The sequence below is a fragment of the Ornithinibacillus bavariensis genome, assembly GCF_050433565.1.
Lineage (GTDB): Bacteria > Bacillota > Bacilli > Bacillales > Amphibacillaceae > Ornithinibacillus > Ornithinibacillus bavariensis.
In genome coordinates, this window is the sequence record NZ_JBNPWZ010000018.1 from 1 (window position 1) to 16,671 (window position 16,671).

General features: G+C 38.1%; 14 protein-coding genes and 1 pseudogene. 14 read left to right on the plus strand and 1 reads right to left on the minus strand.

Annotated features, from left to right (window positions below):
* The 6 genes and pseudogenes from HNR27_RS17665 to rocF form a co-directional block, all read left to right on the plus strand.
* A pseudogene (locus HNR27_RS17665) lies at window positions 1-101 on the plus strand (IS200/IS605 family transposase); the annotation flags it as partial.
* Window positions 102-317: 216 nt separating this feature from the next.
* A complete protein-coding gene (locus HNR27_RS17670; protein ID WP_429340671.1) occupies window positions 318-1,607 on the plus strand; it encodes a hydroxymethylglutaryl-CoA reductase, degradative in 1,290 nt (429 codons plus the stop codon).
* Window positions 1,604-2,584, plus strand: a complete 981-nt coding sequence (mvk, locus tag HNR27_RS17675; RefSeq protein ID WP_212920947.1) for a mevalonate kinase — start codon at window positions 1,604-1,606, stop codon at window positions 2,582-2,584. The genes HNR27_RS17670 and mvk overlap by 4 nt, the downstream gene beginning before the upstream one ends.
* A 35-nt stretch (window positions 2,585-2,619) precedes the next feature.
* Complete coding sequence (gene mvaD, locus HNR27_RS17680) at window positions 2,620-3,612, plus strand: diphosphomevalonate decarboxylase (protein WP_429340672.1); 993 nt, start codon at window positions 2,620-2,622, stop codon at window positions 3,610-3,612.
* Window positions 3,596-4,705 carry a phosphomevalonate kinase gene (locus HNR27_RS17685; protein WP_429340673.1) on the plus strand — a complete coding sequence of 370 codons (1,110 nt, stop codon included), beginning with the start codon at window positions 3,596-3,598 and terminating at the stop codon, window positions 4,703-4,705. The genes mvaD and HNR27_RS17685 overlap by 17 nt, the downstream gene beginning before the upstream one ends.
* A 143-nt stretch (window positions 4,706-4,848) precedes the next feature.
* Window positions 4,849-5,745, plus strand: coding sequence for an arginase (gene rocF, locus HNR27_RS17690; RefSeq protein ID WP_429340674.1), 897 nt, complete (start codon window positions 4,849-4,851; stop codon window positions 5,743-5,745).
* Window positions 5,746-5,785: 40 nt separating this feature from the next.
* On the opposite strand, the gene HNR27_RS17695 is transcribed toward rocF, so the two are convergent.
* On the minus strand, window positions 5,786-5,938 hold the full coding sequence (locus HNR27_RS17695; protein WP_429340675.1) for an aspartyl-phosphate phosphatase Spo0E family protein: 153 nt from the start codon (window positions 5,936-5,938) through the stop codon (window positions 5,786-5,788).
* Between the two features lie 229 nt (window positions 5,939-6,167).
* Between HNR27_RS17695 and sigW the strand changes: the two genes are divergently transcribed.
* The 8 genes from sigW (at window position 6,168) to HNR27_RS17735 (ending at window position 16,543) form a co-directional block, all read left to right on the plus strand.
* Complete coding sequence (gene sigW, locus HNR27_RS17700) at window positions 6,168-6,731, plus strand: RNA polymerase sigma factor SigW (protein ID WP_429340676.1); 564 nt, start codon at window positions 6,168-6,170, stop codon at window positions 6,729-6,731.
* A 15-nt stretch (window positions 6,732-6,746) separates the two neighbouring features.
* Window positions 6,747-7,391: a zf-HC2 domain-containing protein gene (locus HNR27_RS17705; protein WP_429340677.1), complete on the plus strand. Its 645-nt coding sequence runs from the start codon at window positions 6,747-6,749 to the stop codon at window positions 7,389-7,391.
* Window positions 7,392-7,601: 210 nt separating this feature from the next.
* Window positions 7,602-8,423, plus strand: coding sequence for a diadenylate cyclase CdaA (gene cdaA / locus HNR27_RS17710; RefSeq protein ID WP_212920940.1), 822 nt, complete (start codon window positions 7,602-7,604; stop codon window positions 8,421-8,423).
* Complete coding sequence (locus HNR27_RS17715; protein WP_429340678.1) at window positions 8,416-9,660, plus strand: CdaR family protein; 1,245 nt, start codon at window positions 8,416-8,418, stop codon at window positions 9,658-9,660. The genes cdaA and HNR27_RS17715 overlap by 8 nt, the downstream gene beginning before the upstream one ends.
* Window positions 9,661-9,729: 69 nt before the next feature.
* Window positions 9,730-11,076 carry a phosphoglucosamine mutase gene (gene glmM, locus HNR27_RS17720; RefSeq protein ID WP_212920938.1) on the plus strand — a complete coding sequence of 449 codons (1,347 nt, stop codon included), beginning with the start codon at window positions 9,730-9,732 and terminating at the stop codon, window positions 11,074-11,076.
* Between the two features lie 315 nt (window positions 11,077-11,391).
* Window positions 11,392-13,179 (plus strand): S9 family peptidase, encoded by a 1,788-nt coding sequence (locus tag HNR27_RS17725; RefSeq protein ID WP_429340679.1) that lies wholly within the window; start codon window positions 11,392-11,394, stop codon window positions 13,177-13,179.
* A 512-nt stretch (window positions 13,180-13,691) separates the two neighbouring features.
* The gene (glmS, locus tag HNR27_RS17730; protein WP_429340680.1) at window positions 13,692-15,494 is read left to right on the plus strand and encodes a glutamine--fructose-6-phosphate transaminase (isomerizing); all 1,803 of its coding nucleotides are present in this window, start codon (window positions 13,692-13,694) and stop codon (window positions 15,492-15,494) included.
* 668 nt (window positions 15,495-16,162) lie between these two features.
* Complete coding sequence (locus HNR27_RS17735; protein ID WP_429340681.1) at window positions 16,163-16,543, plus strand: hypothetical protein; 381 nt, start codon at window positions 16,163-16,165, stop codon at window positions 16,541-16,543.
* Window positions 16,544-16,671: the final 128 nt, after the last annotated feature.

A 16,671-nucleotide genomic window follows, 5' to 3' on the forward strand; every position in this document is an offset into this window, starting at 1 on the left:
AAAAAACAATAGCTAAATACATTCGAGAGCAAGAATCAGAGGATCGTTTGCGAGACAATATGAGTAAACGAGAATACGTCGATCCATTTAAAGAAGTATAGGAAGATAAACGGTTGACGGTCAATTCAAAAAGCCCCTTTAGGGGCCTCGTTGGTAAAGTGCCCTTATAGGGCGAAACTAAAACCGCCCGTTTTACGGGCGGATAATTATTTGCATTTTATATGTTTTTTTAACATAATAGATAGAGTAATTCATAATTTGAAATGATAAAACTAATAACTTTTGAACTTAAATAGACAATATAAAGGATGGTTGGTATGAAATCTTCTAGGATTCCTGGTTTTTATAAAAAAACAGTTGAGGAACGGAAAGAGCTATTACGTGAAGCTCTTGAGCTTTCTGAAGAGGACTTAGGGGTCTTATCATCAAATGAAGCATTACCAATCGAGACTGCAGATAAAATGATTGAAAATGTGGTGGGTACTTTTCCACTTCCATTAGGTTTAGGATTGAACTTCTTAATAAACGGGAAAGATTATGTTATACCGATGGCAATTGAAGAACCTTCAGTTGTAGCCTCTGCTAGCCATATAGCTAAAATTGTACGCGATGCAGGTGGTTTTAAAACGGAAGCCTCAGAAAGAATTATGATTGGCCAAATCCAGGTTGTTGGATGCTCTAATTATGAACAGGCAAAACAAATATTATTGGAACAGAAGGAAGCTTTAATAGATGCTGCTAACGCTGCATATCCGAGTATTGTTGCTAGGGGTGGGGGAGCTAGAGATTTAGATGTGCGAATTCTAAATGATTCTCCTGAATCCAGCTATGGTAAAATGCTTGTTTTACATTTATATATAGACACTTGTGACGCAATGGGAGCTAATATAATAAATACAATGGTCGAGTCATTAGCACCTACAGTGGAAGAACTTACAGATGGTAAGGTTTATTTACGAATCCTGTCTAACTTTGCTGATCGCTGTGTCGCTAAAGCTACCTGTGTTATCCCACCAGAATTGCTAGTAACTGGTGATTTCTCTGGTGAAGAGGTTCGTGATGGCGTTGTTTATGCTTTCGAATTTGCGGATTCTGATCCATATCGCGCTGTTACGCATAATAAAGGAATCATGAATGGTATTGATCCTGTGGTAATCGCTACAGGAAATGATTGGCGTGCGGTTGAAGCAGGAGCACATGCTTATGCTTCTCGCTTTGGAAGCTATCGATCGATGACGAAATGGTCTGTTGATAAAGAAGGAAATCTTGTTGGTGAATTAGAATTACCAATGTCAATTGGGACTGTGGGCGGTGCTATTCGCGTACATCCAATTTCTCAGCTTGCGCATAAAATATTACAGGTGGATTCAGCCTCTGAGCTTGCACAGGTGATTGTTGCTGTAGGGTTAGCTCAAAATCTAGGTGCTTTGAAGGCATTAGTTACAGATGGAATACAAAAGGGGCATATGGCGCTTCATTCTCGTTCTGTTGCTATTGCTGCAGGTGCTACCGGGGAGATGATCGATATTATAGCTGAACAATTAGTAAAAGAGAAAGAAATCCGTGTAGGAAAAGCTAAAGAATTGGTGGAACAGTATACAAAATGAGCGCAGAAAAATTAACAATAACAGATAAATTAACTACAACAGAAAAAAGTGGAATAGGTATTGCTCACAGTAAATTAATTTTAATTGGTGAACATGCAGTTGTACACGGACAACCTGCAATTGCAATTCCCTTTCCATTAGTTGGGGTTGAATCGGTAATAGAGTATCAGCCAGGAAAGACGAAATTTGATAGTACGTTTTATCGAGGTCCAATGGATGCTGCTCCTGTTACCTTAGAAGGAATCGTTAATAGTATACATGCAACCCTAAAGTATTTAGGACTACCGAATAAAAATATGATAATCCGAGTTAAATCCTCTATCCCGCCTGGGAAGGGATTGGGCTCTAGTGCTTCAGTGGCAATCGCTATTATCCGGTCATTGTTTTCTTTTGCTGAGGTACAATATACAGAAAGAGAATTACTGCATTTCGCTAATATAGCAGAGAAATTTGCACATGGTTCACCTAGTGGAATCGACACATTAACGATTACCTCTGAATCACCCGTATGGTTTGAAAAGGAAAATCCTGTCGGTTATATACGACCGGGTGAAGATTTTCATTTTATTGTAGCGGATTCTGGTCGTATTGGTGATACTAGGTCGGCTGTTGAATCGGTTGCCCATATGTTGAAAAAAGCTCCAAAGAGGATCCAGACAAAGATTGAGCGAATTGGACAGCTAACACATCAAGCAAAACATGCATTAGAAAAAGCAGGAAGAAATATTCTTGGTCAACTATTAAATGAAGCCCAAAAAGAATTAGCTGCTCTTGGAGTAAGTGATGAAGGCTTGGATCGTTTGATAAATTTTGCCCGTAAGGAAGGGGCATTAGGTGCGAAGCTTACAGGTGCTGGGAACGGTGGTTGTATTATTGCACTAGCCAAAAATGAGATACATTCAAGACAGTTAGCCGAAAAGCTAAAGGAATTTGGTGCCTATGCGGTTTGGCCTTTTACGTTAAGAAAACAAGATTGATTACTATATAAGTGGCTTCTGAAAAGGGGAACGTCATGAAAGCAACTGCAAAAGCACATACAAATATAGCGTTAATTAAGTACTGGGGAAAGCGAAATGAAGAGCTTATCTTACCTACCAATAATAGTTTATCCATTACGTTAGATGGGTTTCACACGATAACTAATGTGTCATTCAAGGAAGAATTGACCAATGATGTTTTTTATTTAAATGATTCCCTTGTCCAAGGGGAACAAGCAGACCGTGTAACAAAATTCTTGAATTTAGTTCGTGACCTAGCTGGAAGGTATGTTTTTGCTGAAGTAAAATCCGTGAATGCTGTTCCGACAGCAGCAGGTTTCGCTTCTTCAGCTTCCGGCTTCGCAGCATTGGCTGCTGCTTCCACAAAGGCTGTTGGCCTAAATCTTTCTGATGAACAATTATCTAGATTGACAAGACAAGGCTCAGGCTCTGCTTGTCGCTCCATCTATGGTGGATTTGCAGAATGGCAAAAGGGTGAAAAAGAAGATGGCTCTGACTCCTTTGCGGTTCCAGTAGTAGCAAAGGATCATTGGGATATTCGGGTAGCGGCTGTTGTCTTATCTTCTAAAATGAAAAAAGTATCAAGTAGAGCAGGGATGAAGCATACGGTAGAAACTTCGCCCTTTTTTAAAGGGTGGGTGGAAAGTATTCCTGCAGATCTCGAGGCTATTAAAGAAGGGATCCGAGAACGTGACTTTACAAAGGTAGGGGAAATTGCTGAAGCCAATTGCTTGAAAATGCATGCGACAACTTTAGGTGCAAGCCCTCCTTTTACATATTGGCTTGATACTACTGTTACAGTTATGCAGACCGTAAAGCAATTACGAGATTCAGGAATTCCCGCTTATTTCACTATTGATGCTGGACCTAATGTGAAGGTGCTATATCTACCGGAGTACGAAGCGCAAATCAAACAGGCATTACAAAGCATTCAAGGTGTTACCGATGTAAAATTAAGTCGTGTGGGGCAAGGAATTACCTATTTAGGGGATGAAGATTTTGCCTAATACAGCAATGACAATACAGGTGCCAGGTAAATTAATGATTGCTGGTGAATTTGCCGTCTTAGAGCCGTATCAAAAGTTAGCGGTGATGGCTGTAAATCGGTTCGTCTATGTAACTATAAAACCTGCGGACAAAAAAAGAATAACTCTAGAAAAATTTCATTTGCAAGATATTCAGTGGGACGTTGATAATTATTGTGTTACCATTTATTCAGATGATCCTCGAGTTAATTTTGTCCAGGGCGCATTGGATGTTGCTTGTCTATACTTAATAGAAAAGGGTATCCCTATTCAAAATGTTTCACTGCACATTAAAAGTGAACTAGATGACAAGTCAACAGGAAAAAAGTTCGGACTTGGTTCAAGTGCTGCGGTAGTAGTTGGGGTCATCTCAGCTATTCTAGCATTTCATCTTGATAAGGAACCAAGCCCAATGCTAATTTTCAAGCTCGCTTCGATATCGCATGTGAAGGCACAAGGAAATGGTTCTGGTGCGGATGTTGCTGCATCGTCCTATGGAGGTATATTGCAATATTCCTCCTTTCAGGCAGAATGGTTAAGAGATACGTATCAAAAGGCAAGCTCCATCTCTGAGCTAATTGATATGGATTGGGATTACTGGAGCATTGAATCCATAGTTATGCCTAAATCAATTCATCTTTGTATCGGTTGGACAGGTAGCCCGGCATCGACGGGCAATTTAGTTCAGCGAATATTAAATTTAAAGACTACTCAAATAGAAAAATATCAAACGTTTCTCAAGCAAAGTGAAAAAGCTGTCAGTAACTTTTTACAAGGGGCAAAGCAAGAAAATATTCCCTTACTATTACAAGGGATAAAGCAGAATAGAGAAGCACTGGTAACGGTTGGGAAAGAGGCGCAAACAGAACTAGAAACTACCATGATTAAAACATTATGTGATTTAGCGGAAGAATTTGGTGGTGCAGCAAAGCAATCTGGCGCAGGTGGCGGAGATTGTGGGATTGCCTTCATGCCATCAGAAGAAAGCGCAAAACGGTTGGAGGATGCTTGGAAGAAAGCAGGTATCATCCCGTTAGAAATCAAACCGTACCGAAATGGAGCCTTGATCATATAGGAAGGTATCGTTATCGGTAACGATGCCTATTTTTAATGGCCATTTCACTATTTAAAACGAAACGCATAAATATTCAAAAAATTGTCGAGTTGAGTCGTTGAAATGATTTTTAGTACAATAATTGTTGGAGGTGGCAATAAATTATGAAAAATAAAATATCATTAATTGGTGTCCCAATGGATTTAGGACAAAGTCGTCGTGGAGTAGATATGGGACCAAGTGCCATTCGTTATGCAGGAGCGATTGAGAGATTACAAACGTTAGAATATGATATACATGACCTTGGAGATATACCGATTAACCGACCAGGGAAAATAGAAGATGATGGTAAATTAAAAAATCTAGAACAGGTAATAGAAGCTAATGAAACACTTGCAAAAATGGTAGATGAGGAAATACAAAAGGGTGCATTCCCATTAATTCTTGGTGGTGACCACAGTATTGCGATTGGTAGCTTAGCGGGTATTTCAAAACATTATAAAAATCTAGGAGTAATTTGGTATGATGCTCATGGGGATTTAAACACAAGTGAAACATCACCATCTGGTAATATCCATGGTATGCCACTAGCAGTAAGTCTGGGACTAGGCCATGAAAAATTAACAAATTTATATAACTATACACCAAAAGTAATGCCTGAAAATATTGTCATCATTGGTGCACGCTCCTTAGACCCAGGAGAAAGGGAACTCATTCGGGAAAAGGGTATAAAGGTATATACGATGCATGAAATCGACCGTATGGGAATGTCTGCTGTGATGGAGGAAACAATTTCCTATTTAAGAGAGCGCACTGATGGTGTACATCTCAGCCTTGATTTAGATGGCTTAGATCCTACAGAGGCACCTGGTGTTGGTACACCGGTACTTGGTGGAATGACTTACCGAGAAAGCCATTTAGCAATGGAAATGCTATCTGAATCGGATATTATTACATCATTAGAGGTTGTAGAAGTAAACCCAATATTAGATGAAAAAAATAAAACAGCTACATTAGCTGTTGGATTAATGGGTTCTTTATTTGGTGAAAAGCTTAAATAGTTTTCTTTAAAAAGGCGTTGATACTATATTAATGCCTTTTTTATTGGTTACATTTTAGTTGATATTCGTTTAATAGATGGTCCAATTTTTTACTTGTTTCCACCATTACTTCTGACGAAAGCTTGTAGGAACCACTTAGTGCAATCATCTCTTTACGGCATTGCTCTATCTTTTGTAATAAAAGCTTATCCATATGTATTCCCCCTATTGCTATACATTAAACTATATTAAGGAATAAAGTATCCTTTTGCAACAGTAAATTTAGAAAAATCGATATTTTTCCCTTGAAATACGTTATAATAGAATGGAAAATGTTTACTATTTAATAAATTATCGGCGGATTAAAAAATTTTTTTAAAAAAGTGAAACCTTTTTATAGATAGAACGTAAGGTTTAATACCGCATCAGCGGAGGTACAGGGAATGGAATTAATAATTAGAGAGAAAATCAAACAGGTAAAAAAAGGGGATCAAACTGCATTTGAAGATGTGGTCATGTTCTATCAAGATAAAATATATCAGCATTGTCTAAGAATGCTAGGTAATCAGCATGAAGCCGAGGATATTGCACAGGAAGCATTCATTCGTGCTTATGTCAATATCCACTCCTATGATGAGCGTAGAAAGTTTTCAACCTGGTTGTACCGAATCGCGACAAATTTAACAATCGACAGGTTACGAAAACGAAAACCGGATTATTACTTGGATGCTGAAGTAAAAGGAACAGATGGCTTGGATATGTATTCGCAATTAGCTGCAGATGACAAGCTACCTGAGGATGAGTTGGAAGGTCTTGAGCTTCAGACATATATTCAAAAACAAATAGCAGAGCTTCCATCTAAATATCGAAGCATTATCATGTTGCGGTATTTAGAAGATTTTTCACTACAAGAAATTAGTGAAATATTAGATATCCCGATTGGGACGGTGAAGACTAGAATTCATCGAGGAAGAGAAGCTTTGCGTAAAAAGCTTCGTCATGTATAAAAGGAGTGAATCCAGTTGGATTGTCATAAAAAGGCATTAGAATTAATGCATAAGCATTTAGATGGGGATATTACGAGGGCAGAAGAACATGAATTGAAAGTCCATCTAGAGGAATGTTTAGCATGTCAAAAGCATCTTCATGAACTAAAGCGCACAGTCACATTAATTCAAAGCACAGAAAGAATCAAAGCACCAGAAGGCTTTGCATCAAAAGTAATGGACCAGCTGCCTATTGAGAAAAAACGGGTACGCTATTTACGGTGGTTTAAAATGCATCCAGTACTGACTGCAGCTGCAATTTTCTTTCTCTTTATGCTTACCGGATTATTTTCTGTTTGGGAAAAGGATACACAACTTATGGTTTCTAATCCAGAAAATTTAATTGTAAAAGGCGATTTAGTGATTGTACCTGAAGGCGTTACTGTTGATGGAGATTTGGTTGTGCAGAATGGCAATTTAAGAATAGATGGTACTGTAGATGGTAATGTTACATTAATTAATGGAAAGCTAGTAGATGAATCCGACGTCTTGGACAGCGATGGGTTAATGGCTTCAGTAGGGGCAGTAAATGGAGAATTAAAAGAAGTAGATGCGGTATTTGAATGGGTATGGTATCACATTCAGAATTTGGTTAAAGGAGTTTTTGCATTTGGAGATTAAAACCTGGTGGGAAGCCGGGTTTTTCTTTTTTTATCTATCCTACTATTCTTGAAAAAAGGTAGAAGCTATATCACGTATTAATTGGAGATTGTGGTATAATAAAAATGTTATACTGGCAGTAACTCCACTTTTTCGCACGGACATTTTTTTGGTGCCGGTTTAACTTGTAAAGACGGGAAGAGAATTGATGGATAGAAGGATGTGCAAGACATGCCTAATGGGGATTTCGGTATATTAGACTTACTTAGAATGCTCGTCGATATTGGTCTCGTTTGGTATGTTCTATATAAATTAATTATGCTAATACGTGGCACAAAGGCGATTCAACTTTTAAAAGGTATTGTAGTCATTTTTGTTGTACGTGTAATTAGCTTTTTAATGGACTTACCAACACTATATTGGATAACAGAACAAGTCATCAGATGGGGTTTTCTTGTCATTATTATCTTATTCCAGCCAGAGCTTAGAAGAGCTTTAGAGCAAATTGGAAGAGGTAATTTGTTCTCTAGAAGTACGAAGTCCGAACAAGAGAAGTTTGAAAAACTAGTTACGGACATCGTACATGCTGCAGGATATATGGCTAAACGTCGTATTGGTGCATTAATTACAATTGAACGTGAGACGGGAATTGGTGAGTACATTGAAACAGGTATTCCAATTAATGGGAAGTTAACGCATCAACTGTTAACCAATATATTCACACCAAACACACCACTACATGATGGTGCAGTTATTATTAAAAATGATGAAGTAGTTGCAGCAGCTTGCTATCTTCCGTTATCAGAGAGTCCTTTTATTTCCAAGGAACTAGGAACAAGGCATAGAGCTGCAATGGGAATTAGTGAAGTAACGGATGCCTTGACAATTGTCGTTTCAGAGGAAACAGGTGGCATTTCTGGAACGAAGAATGGCGAATTAAAGAGAGATATGAGTCAAGAAGACTTAAGAGAGTTTTTACTTGAAAATTTATCTCCAGGACCTCGTTCAGCTGAAAAGAAGCCTTGGATGCTAAGGGGGAGAAAGCATGGATAATTGGTTTAAAAGTAAATGGTTTATCCGCGGGCTTTCCTTAGCCTTTGCTATTATGTTATATATTTTCGTTGCAATCGAAGAAGCCGATACATCAGGTGATAGAGAAAGTACCATACCTACCTTGTTTGGTGGTTCTAAGGAAACAAAGACAATAGAGGATGTTCCATTAGGAATTCAAATAGATAGCGATACCTATGTGGTTAGTGGTGTTCCAGAAACAGTTACGGTTTCTTTAGAAGGTACCGCTAGTGAACTAACCCCAGTGGTAACGCAACGTAACTTCGAGGTATTTGTGGATTTGCGTGATTTGAAAGAAGGTGAACATGAAGTAGAGATTCAATATGATAATATTCCTAAACAGCTCTCTGTTTATATTGAACCAAAAACAATAAATGTCGTGATAGAGAAGCGTGCTACGGCTGAATTTAATGTGAGTGTCGACTTCGTAAATGAGGATAAACTTCCCGAAGGATATCAAGTAGGTGACTTTAAATTAAATACGGATAAAGTAACCATTACGAGCTCGAAGGAAGTTATTGATCGTATTGCAATAGTTAAGGTGTTTGTTGATGTAACGGGACTAACCGATTCTATTAAGAATCGAGAAGTACCTGTTAATGTATATGATAATCAAGGCAATGAGCTTGGAGTAAGGATTGATCCACAGACGGTAATTATTTCGGTGGATATTGAGAATCCAAGTAAGAAGGTTCCTGTAAGTGTTGCAACGACAGGAGAGCTTCCTGAAGGATATCGTGTTGTATCGATGGAGCCGGTTGTAACTGAAGTTGAAGTCTTTGCAACAACGAATGTTTTGGATAAGGTTGACAAAATTACAACCGAGCCAATCAATCTATCCGAACTAACGAAATCTGGTACAATAAAGGTCGGCTTATCGTTACCCGATAAGGTCCAAGCCCCAGGTACGAAGGAAATAGATGTGAAGGTTGTCCTAGAACAGACGAAATCGATCACAAATTTAAAATTAGAAGTAGATAATGCGGCTGATGGAAATGTTGTTAATTTTGTTGAACCTGAAAATCAGCGTACTAGTATAACTGTGACTGGAAATGAACAAGATGTTAGGGAATTAAGCGATAAGGATTTTCGTATATATATAAATGTAAAAGGTCTGGGTCGTGGGAAACATGTAGTCCCGGTAGAAATTAGTGGCCCAGACGGTGTGAAATACGAACCAGAAATAAAAGAGGCTACGATTGAAATTGAGGAAGTTTAATATAAGATTTGATTATTAATACCGTACTTAAAAAACGTCCAGTCATGGGATGTAAAGGAGAGGTACATAATGGGTAAATATTTTGGAACTGATGGTGTAAGGGGTGTAGCAAATAAGGATTTAACCCCTGAATTAGCATTTAAGTTAGGTAGATTTGGTGGATATGTATTAACAAAAGAAACAGAAAAGCCAAGGGTGTTAATTGGACGTGACACGAGAATTTCAGGAAATATGCTTGAAGGGGCTTTAGTGGCAGGATTATTATCTATTGGCGCAGAAGTCATGCGTTTAGGTGTCATTTCAACACCAGGAGTTGCATACCTAACAAAAGCAACTAGTGCTCAGGCAGGTGTTATGATATCTGCATCCCATAACCCTGTCGAGGATAATGGAATTAAATTCTTCGGACCAGATGGATTTAAGCTTTTAGATGAGCAGGAAGAAGAAATTGAACGACTATTAGATGGTGAGGATAATTTACCTCGACCTATCGGTGGCGATATTGGGGGTGTTTCTGATTACTTTGAAGGAGGTCAGAAATACTTATCTTACCTCAAGGAATCCATCGATAGTGATTTCGAGGGTATTCGTATTGCACTAGATTGTGCCCACGGGGCTACATCTAGCTTGGCAGCTCATTTGTTTGCAGATTTAGAAGCGGATATATATACCATTGGAGCTTCACCAAATGGTTTGAATATTAATGATGGTGTTGGTTCCACACATCCCGAGAAATTACAAGCCTTTGTAATTGAAAAAGGTGCGGATATCGGTTTAGCATTCGATGGTGATGGGGACCGACTAATTGCAGTCGACGAAAAAGGAAACATTGTAGATGGTGACCAGATTTTGTTTATTTGTGGAAAGTACATGAATGAAAAAGGCTTCTTACGTCACAATACGATCGTTTCAACCGTTATGAGTAATATCGGTTTTTACAAAGCACTAGAGGAAAACGGTATGCGAAGTGAAAAAACTGCTGTAGGTGACCGCTATGTCATGGAGGAAATGCGTAAAGGTGGCTACAATCTAGGTGGAGAACAATCCGGTCATATCATTTTCCTAGATTACAGTACAACTGGTGATGGAATGCTATCCGCACTTCAGCTCGTAAACGTTATGAAAGAAACTGGTAAAACATTATCCGAATTAGCTAGTGAGATGACAATCTATCCACAGGTGCTAAAAAACATAAAAGTTACAGATAAGAAAAAAGTATTAGAAGATGCAACAATTAAAGCGGAAATTGACAAGGTGGAACAAGCTCTTGGAGGAAACGGACGTGTCCTCGTTAGACCATCTGGAACAGAACCACTCGTACGTGTAATGGTTGAAGGGCCAACAGAAGAAGAATGTGAAAAGTATACCGATCAAATTGCGCAGGTTGTTAAGAGCTTGTACGGTATTTCAGAATAAGGAGGCTGCTCTCATATGGAGAGCAGCTCTTTTTAATTGCTGAGGTAACCACCTATTAACAGTATTAAGATTTATCGTTAGATCTCGATGAAGAAAAGCGGATGATTGTGGTGGTGTATTTTGTTTCCAGTTCTTCTATACCTACTAATAAAAAAGTAAAGGAAATACGGTCTCCTAGATCTCTTTATGCCTCTTACCATGAGACAGACATTTTCTATATTCAGTGTTTAATAAGTAGTTAAAACTGTCAGAAGATAACAAAATAAGGTATACTTGTTATCAAATATGAAAGCTAACTTACAGAGGGGGATATACATGTTAAAGTTTTCAAAACCATCAGTAGAACAATTCTTGCGTACATATGTCATTTCAGACTTTGCAGTAAGTAAGGATGAGAAACGTTTAGTATTCAATACCAATCTAAATGGAAAAATGAACTTATGGGCAATGGATCTACCAGATAATTTTCCATATCTCTTTGCTCAGAGGGATCAATCGACGAATTTTATCAAGTTTGATCCAGAGGGACGTTATGTGTTAGCGGGCTATGACAATGAAGGTGATGAGAATTATCAGATTTATGCTGTGCCGAGTGAAGGTGGCATGCCACAGGAGTTAATTACTGGAGATTCATCGGAGAAGTATTACTTTGCCCATTTAAGTGATGATGGGAAACGAGTTTACTATTTAACCTCTGAAGGTAATCCAAACTTTCTTAATACGCGTGTTCGCCATTTAGAGGATAACTCGGATGTGCTAATTAATGAAGGAGAGGTAGGGCCGACCTATTTAGCTGCTGTTTCTGAAAAGGAAGATGTATTTGTGTATATGCGTCTCTTAGCAAATACATATATCCAACTTTTTGTAAAGGATGGCGATAACTTAGTATGCTTGACTCCGGATGCTGAGAAGGTTCATGTTGCCTCTAGTCCTGTTTTCATTGAAAAGGATATTTATTTCACAACTAATTATGATCAAGAATATAGCTATATCGCGAAATACAATCTTGATTCGAAGCAATTTGAAGCGGTTCTAAGCATTGAGAATGAGAGTATCAAAGGACTTCAGTACGATAAAGAAAATCAACTTCTTTATTTTGCTACAGAAAAAGGTGTAGAGGATATTCTGTATCGCTATGATTTAGCCACTGGAAAGTCTGAAAAGCTAGCAACTCCAGTTGACGTATTAGAAAAGCTAGTAGTAACCAAAGCAGGTAATCTCTATCTCTTAGGTAGAAGTGCAACGGTTCCATTTAATATTTTCAAATCTACCGATGGTACAAAATGGGAAAACTTAACGAACAACCGTGTTCTTGGTGTAAGCAGGGAGCAAATGGTAGAGCCTGAGGTAGTCACATACAGATCATTCGATGGTATGGAAATAGAAGCGCTTCTTTTCAAAGCAAACCCTGAGAATGATAATGGCCACACGATATTTTGGCCACACGGAGGACCACAAGCATCTGAGCGGAAAATGTTCCGTGCCATGTTCCAAAGTGCACTTAGCCGTGGATACACTATTTTCGCACCGAACTTCCGCGGAAGTACAGGCTATGGTTCCTCATTTGTGAAGCTAGTCGAGCAGGATTGGGGACATGGTCCGCGTCTAGACTGTGTTGCTGGGATTGAATGGCTATTTGAAAATAATATAACAGACCGTGATAAGCTATTCCTTGTTGGAGGAAGCTATGGTGGATATATGGCGTTATTATTACACGGACGTCATCAGGAATATTTTAAAGCTGTCGTAGATATATTCGGCCCGTCTGATTTATTTACCTTTGTTAATTCTGTTCCACCACATTGGAAACCAATGATGGAGCGTTGGGTAGGTGATCCAGAACGAGATAAAGAGCGTTTTATTAAGGATTCGCCAATTACTTATCTCGATACAATGGTGAAGCCAATGCTCGTCATTCAAGGGGCAAAGGATCCTCGCGTTGTAAAAGAAGAGTCCGATCAAATTGTTGCCAAACTAAAGGAAAAAGGACGCGAAGTAGAGTATTTAGTTCTGGAAGATGAGGGACATGGATTCTCCAAAAAGGAAAATGAAATAAAAGTGTACAATACAATGCTTGATTTTCTAGAAAGACATCAAGGGTAATAATAGCTAATAGCACATAGGAGGTGTATCCTATGTGCTATTTTAATGCTTTTGGTAAACAACTTCATTTTAGTGAACGATACTTACAATCCACCATATACTAGATATGTCCCATTCAATTGGCAACTTATCGTTGACCAAAATTGGGTTCATCATGTAAAATGAGGTGTGCTCTAATTTTGAATTGTTTTTATTCAATAAAGGGTACAGTAGGAATAGCTTGAAAGGAGGATAGTAGAAAAATTAACTAAAGCGCCTGGACTATTTTCAGAACGGAAAATGAAAATAGTTGACGAGGAGAAGGTTATCGAATTTTTCGGCGGGTGCCTTCCGATTGCACACTCCAGTCGTCATGCTTTTTCCGGAAAACAATAGGGTGACCTATTGCACAAAGGGAAAGGGCTGAGTGTAACAGTACGTCAAAAAACACGAGAAAGGGGCAATAAAACGCCCCATCGAAATGTGTTCTTTCATCGGTCGTTTGTTGCCCCTTAGAGGAGGAACACAACAAAATGTGTGGAATTGTAGGTTATATTGGACAACAGGATTCAAAGGAAATTTTATTAAACGGACTAGAAAAATTAGAATATCGTGGTTATGACTCCGCTGGTATTGCATTATTAAATGAAAGTGGACTCAATATTTTTAAGGTTAAGGGACGAATCGCAGCCTTAAAAGAATCTGTTGATAATGAAGTTCATGCAACGATGGGTATTGGCCAAACACGCTGGGCAACTCATGGGGAACCAAGTGTAATAAATGCACACCCACATCAAAGTGCGTCAGGCAGATTTACACTTGTACACAATGGGGTCATTGAAAATTACCAAGATTTGAAGCGGGAGTATCTTCAGGATGTTACATTTGTCAGTGAAACCGATACTGAGGTAGTTGTACAATTAATTGATAAACTGTATGAAACATACAAGGATACAACAGAAAGCTTCCGCCATACAATGAGACTTCTAAAGGGATCCTATGCAATTGCGTTAATTGATAGAGAAGATCCGAATACGTTATATGTATCGAAAAACAAAAGTCCATTATTGGCTGGTTTAGGTAATGGTTTTAATGTTGTTGCAAGTGATGCAATGGCTACATTGAAAATTACTAATCAATATCTAGAAATTCATGATCGAGAAATCGTCATTGTAAGCCGTGAGTCGGTTTCGATTCAAAACCTTGATGGGATAGAAGTGTTAAGGGATCCTTTTACTGCACAAATTGATGCAAGTGATATTGAAAAGGGTACCTATTCACACTTTATGCTGAAAGAAATTGACGAACAACCAATCGTCATGCGTAAAATTATTGAAGCATATCAAAATGAAAATCATGAATTAGTAGTAGCTGATGATATTCGAGCTGCAATGAGAAGTTGTGATCGGATTTATATTATTGCAGCAGGAACTAGTTACCATGCAGGATTAGTTGGTAAGAATTTAATAGAAAAATTAGCTGGGATACCAGTAGAGGTTCATGTATCCAGTGAATTCTCGTACAATATGCCTTTACTATCTGAAAAACCACTGTTTATTTTTATTTCGCAAAGTGGTGAAACCGCAGATAGTCGTACCGTACTAGTAAAAGTAAAAGAAATGGGATATCCAGCACTAACGGTTACCAATGTGCCAGGATCCACCCTTTCTCGTGAAGCAGATTACACATTACCTCTGCATGCTGGACCAGAAATTGCAGTTGCATCAACAAAAGCATATACGGCTCAGATTGCTGTATTAGCAATTTTGGCTGTCGATACAGCACATGCAAAAGGTCTAGAAGTAAACTTCGATCTAATGCAGGAGCTAGCTATTGTAGCAAATGCAATGGAAGCATTAACTGGTCAAAAGGAAGAGTTAGAGGAACTAACAAGAAGCTATTTAGCAACTACTCGAAACGCATTTTTCATTGGACGTAGTCTCGATTATTATGTTTCGATGGAAGGTGCATTAAAGCTTAAAGAAATCTCCTATATTCAAGCAGAAGGCTTTGCTGGTGGAGAATTAAAGCATGGAACAATTGCCTTAATTGAAAAAGACACTCCAGTTATTGCCCTTGCAACACAAGAGAATGTGAACTATTCCATTCGTGGAAATGTGCAAGAGGTTGTAGCTCGTGGTGCTAATGCGATGATCATTAGCATGAGAGGTCTTGAGCAGGACGATGATGCCTTCGTTTTACCAAAGGTGCATGAATTGTTGACACCACTAGTTACAGTAATACCGTTACAGATCATTGCATATTATGCTGCACTACATCGTGGATGTGATGTTGATAAGCCAAGGAATTTAGCTAAGAGTGTGACGGTGGAGTAGGTAGATTTCGGTAGTTTTAACAAGTGTTTCTGTGTCCAGTAACATTATAGTTGGTAAATTTCAATAAAGTGGATAGATACATTTTTTTCACCCTCTGCCCTTAAATACGGACAGAGGGTTTTTTGTGATTACTTTAGAGTGATTAGAAATCTTACAGTTTTATCGGGTTATTTGAGCTGGGAATTGGATAGTTATGTTAAAATACAAATAACTTTTAGAATAGTAAGTACTTCAACTAACGGAGCAGAATACTTGAACAAGTATATAACTTTTACCCATGTGAAACGTATGTACTAATAAGCAAAAGAATAAACATAAATGATGATATAGACGGGGAATAGAAACGGATTTAGTAATTGGAATAGCTATTGTATCATTTTTGTTTTTCTCATCAAGCATAATTGAAAAAAGGTTAAAGTCTATTGAAAAATAAAACAATCTAAGAAGAAATCAGTGATAAAAAATAGATCGTTATTAAACAAATAGGTGCAGTAACCCATCTACTACTTTTTATTAACTGTTTTTTCAGGTAATAACTTGTGAATATCTTGGTATATTTTTGTCGATTTATGTCTGAATAATCAGTACCTACTTAATTTTCAGAATAATAGGTTGAACTCTATTAGAGTTTAAAGTAAAATTATGGTAAATATAAGGAAAGATGATAGATGAAAAAGGTTAGGGGGATTACGCTATCTTTGATTTCATTGGGGTCTCTATTTTTAATAGGTCCACTTAGTATCTCAGCAGAGAGTGTTCTGGATGAAAATGAACTGTTTGCCATTCCAGTGGACATATCTATAGACCCAAAGACTACTAATGTAGACGGAACGAGTTCTATTACAAGAACATTTACTCTTTCTTTCGGTGGGGGAATAGGAAAATATAACTGGACCTTTAATCCCGAAAATGGTAACCCGACGTATTATGGTACCAGTTCCTTCACTAAAGAAACGATGCGTAGTCAGACATACTCACTGCAACAGTACGAACCAAAATACACTTGGTACCCAAGGGCTACAGTAACTATTCAAAGGGCTAAGAAATAAAAAGTAATTGGCACTAGAGTCTCTTCCTCTAGTGCCAACATCCGTATTTAAGGAGAAATAGCTATGATCTTGATTGATAAGGTGAATATTTCGTACAAACCAAATACTGTGATTTTAGAGAATGCTTC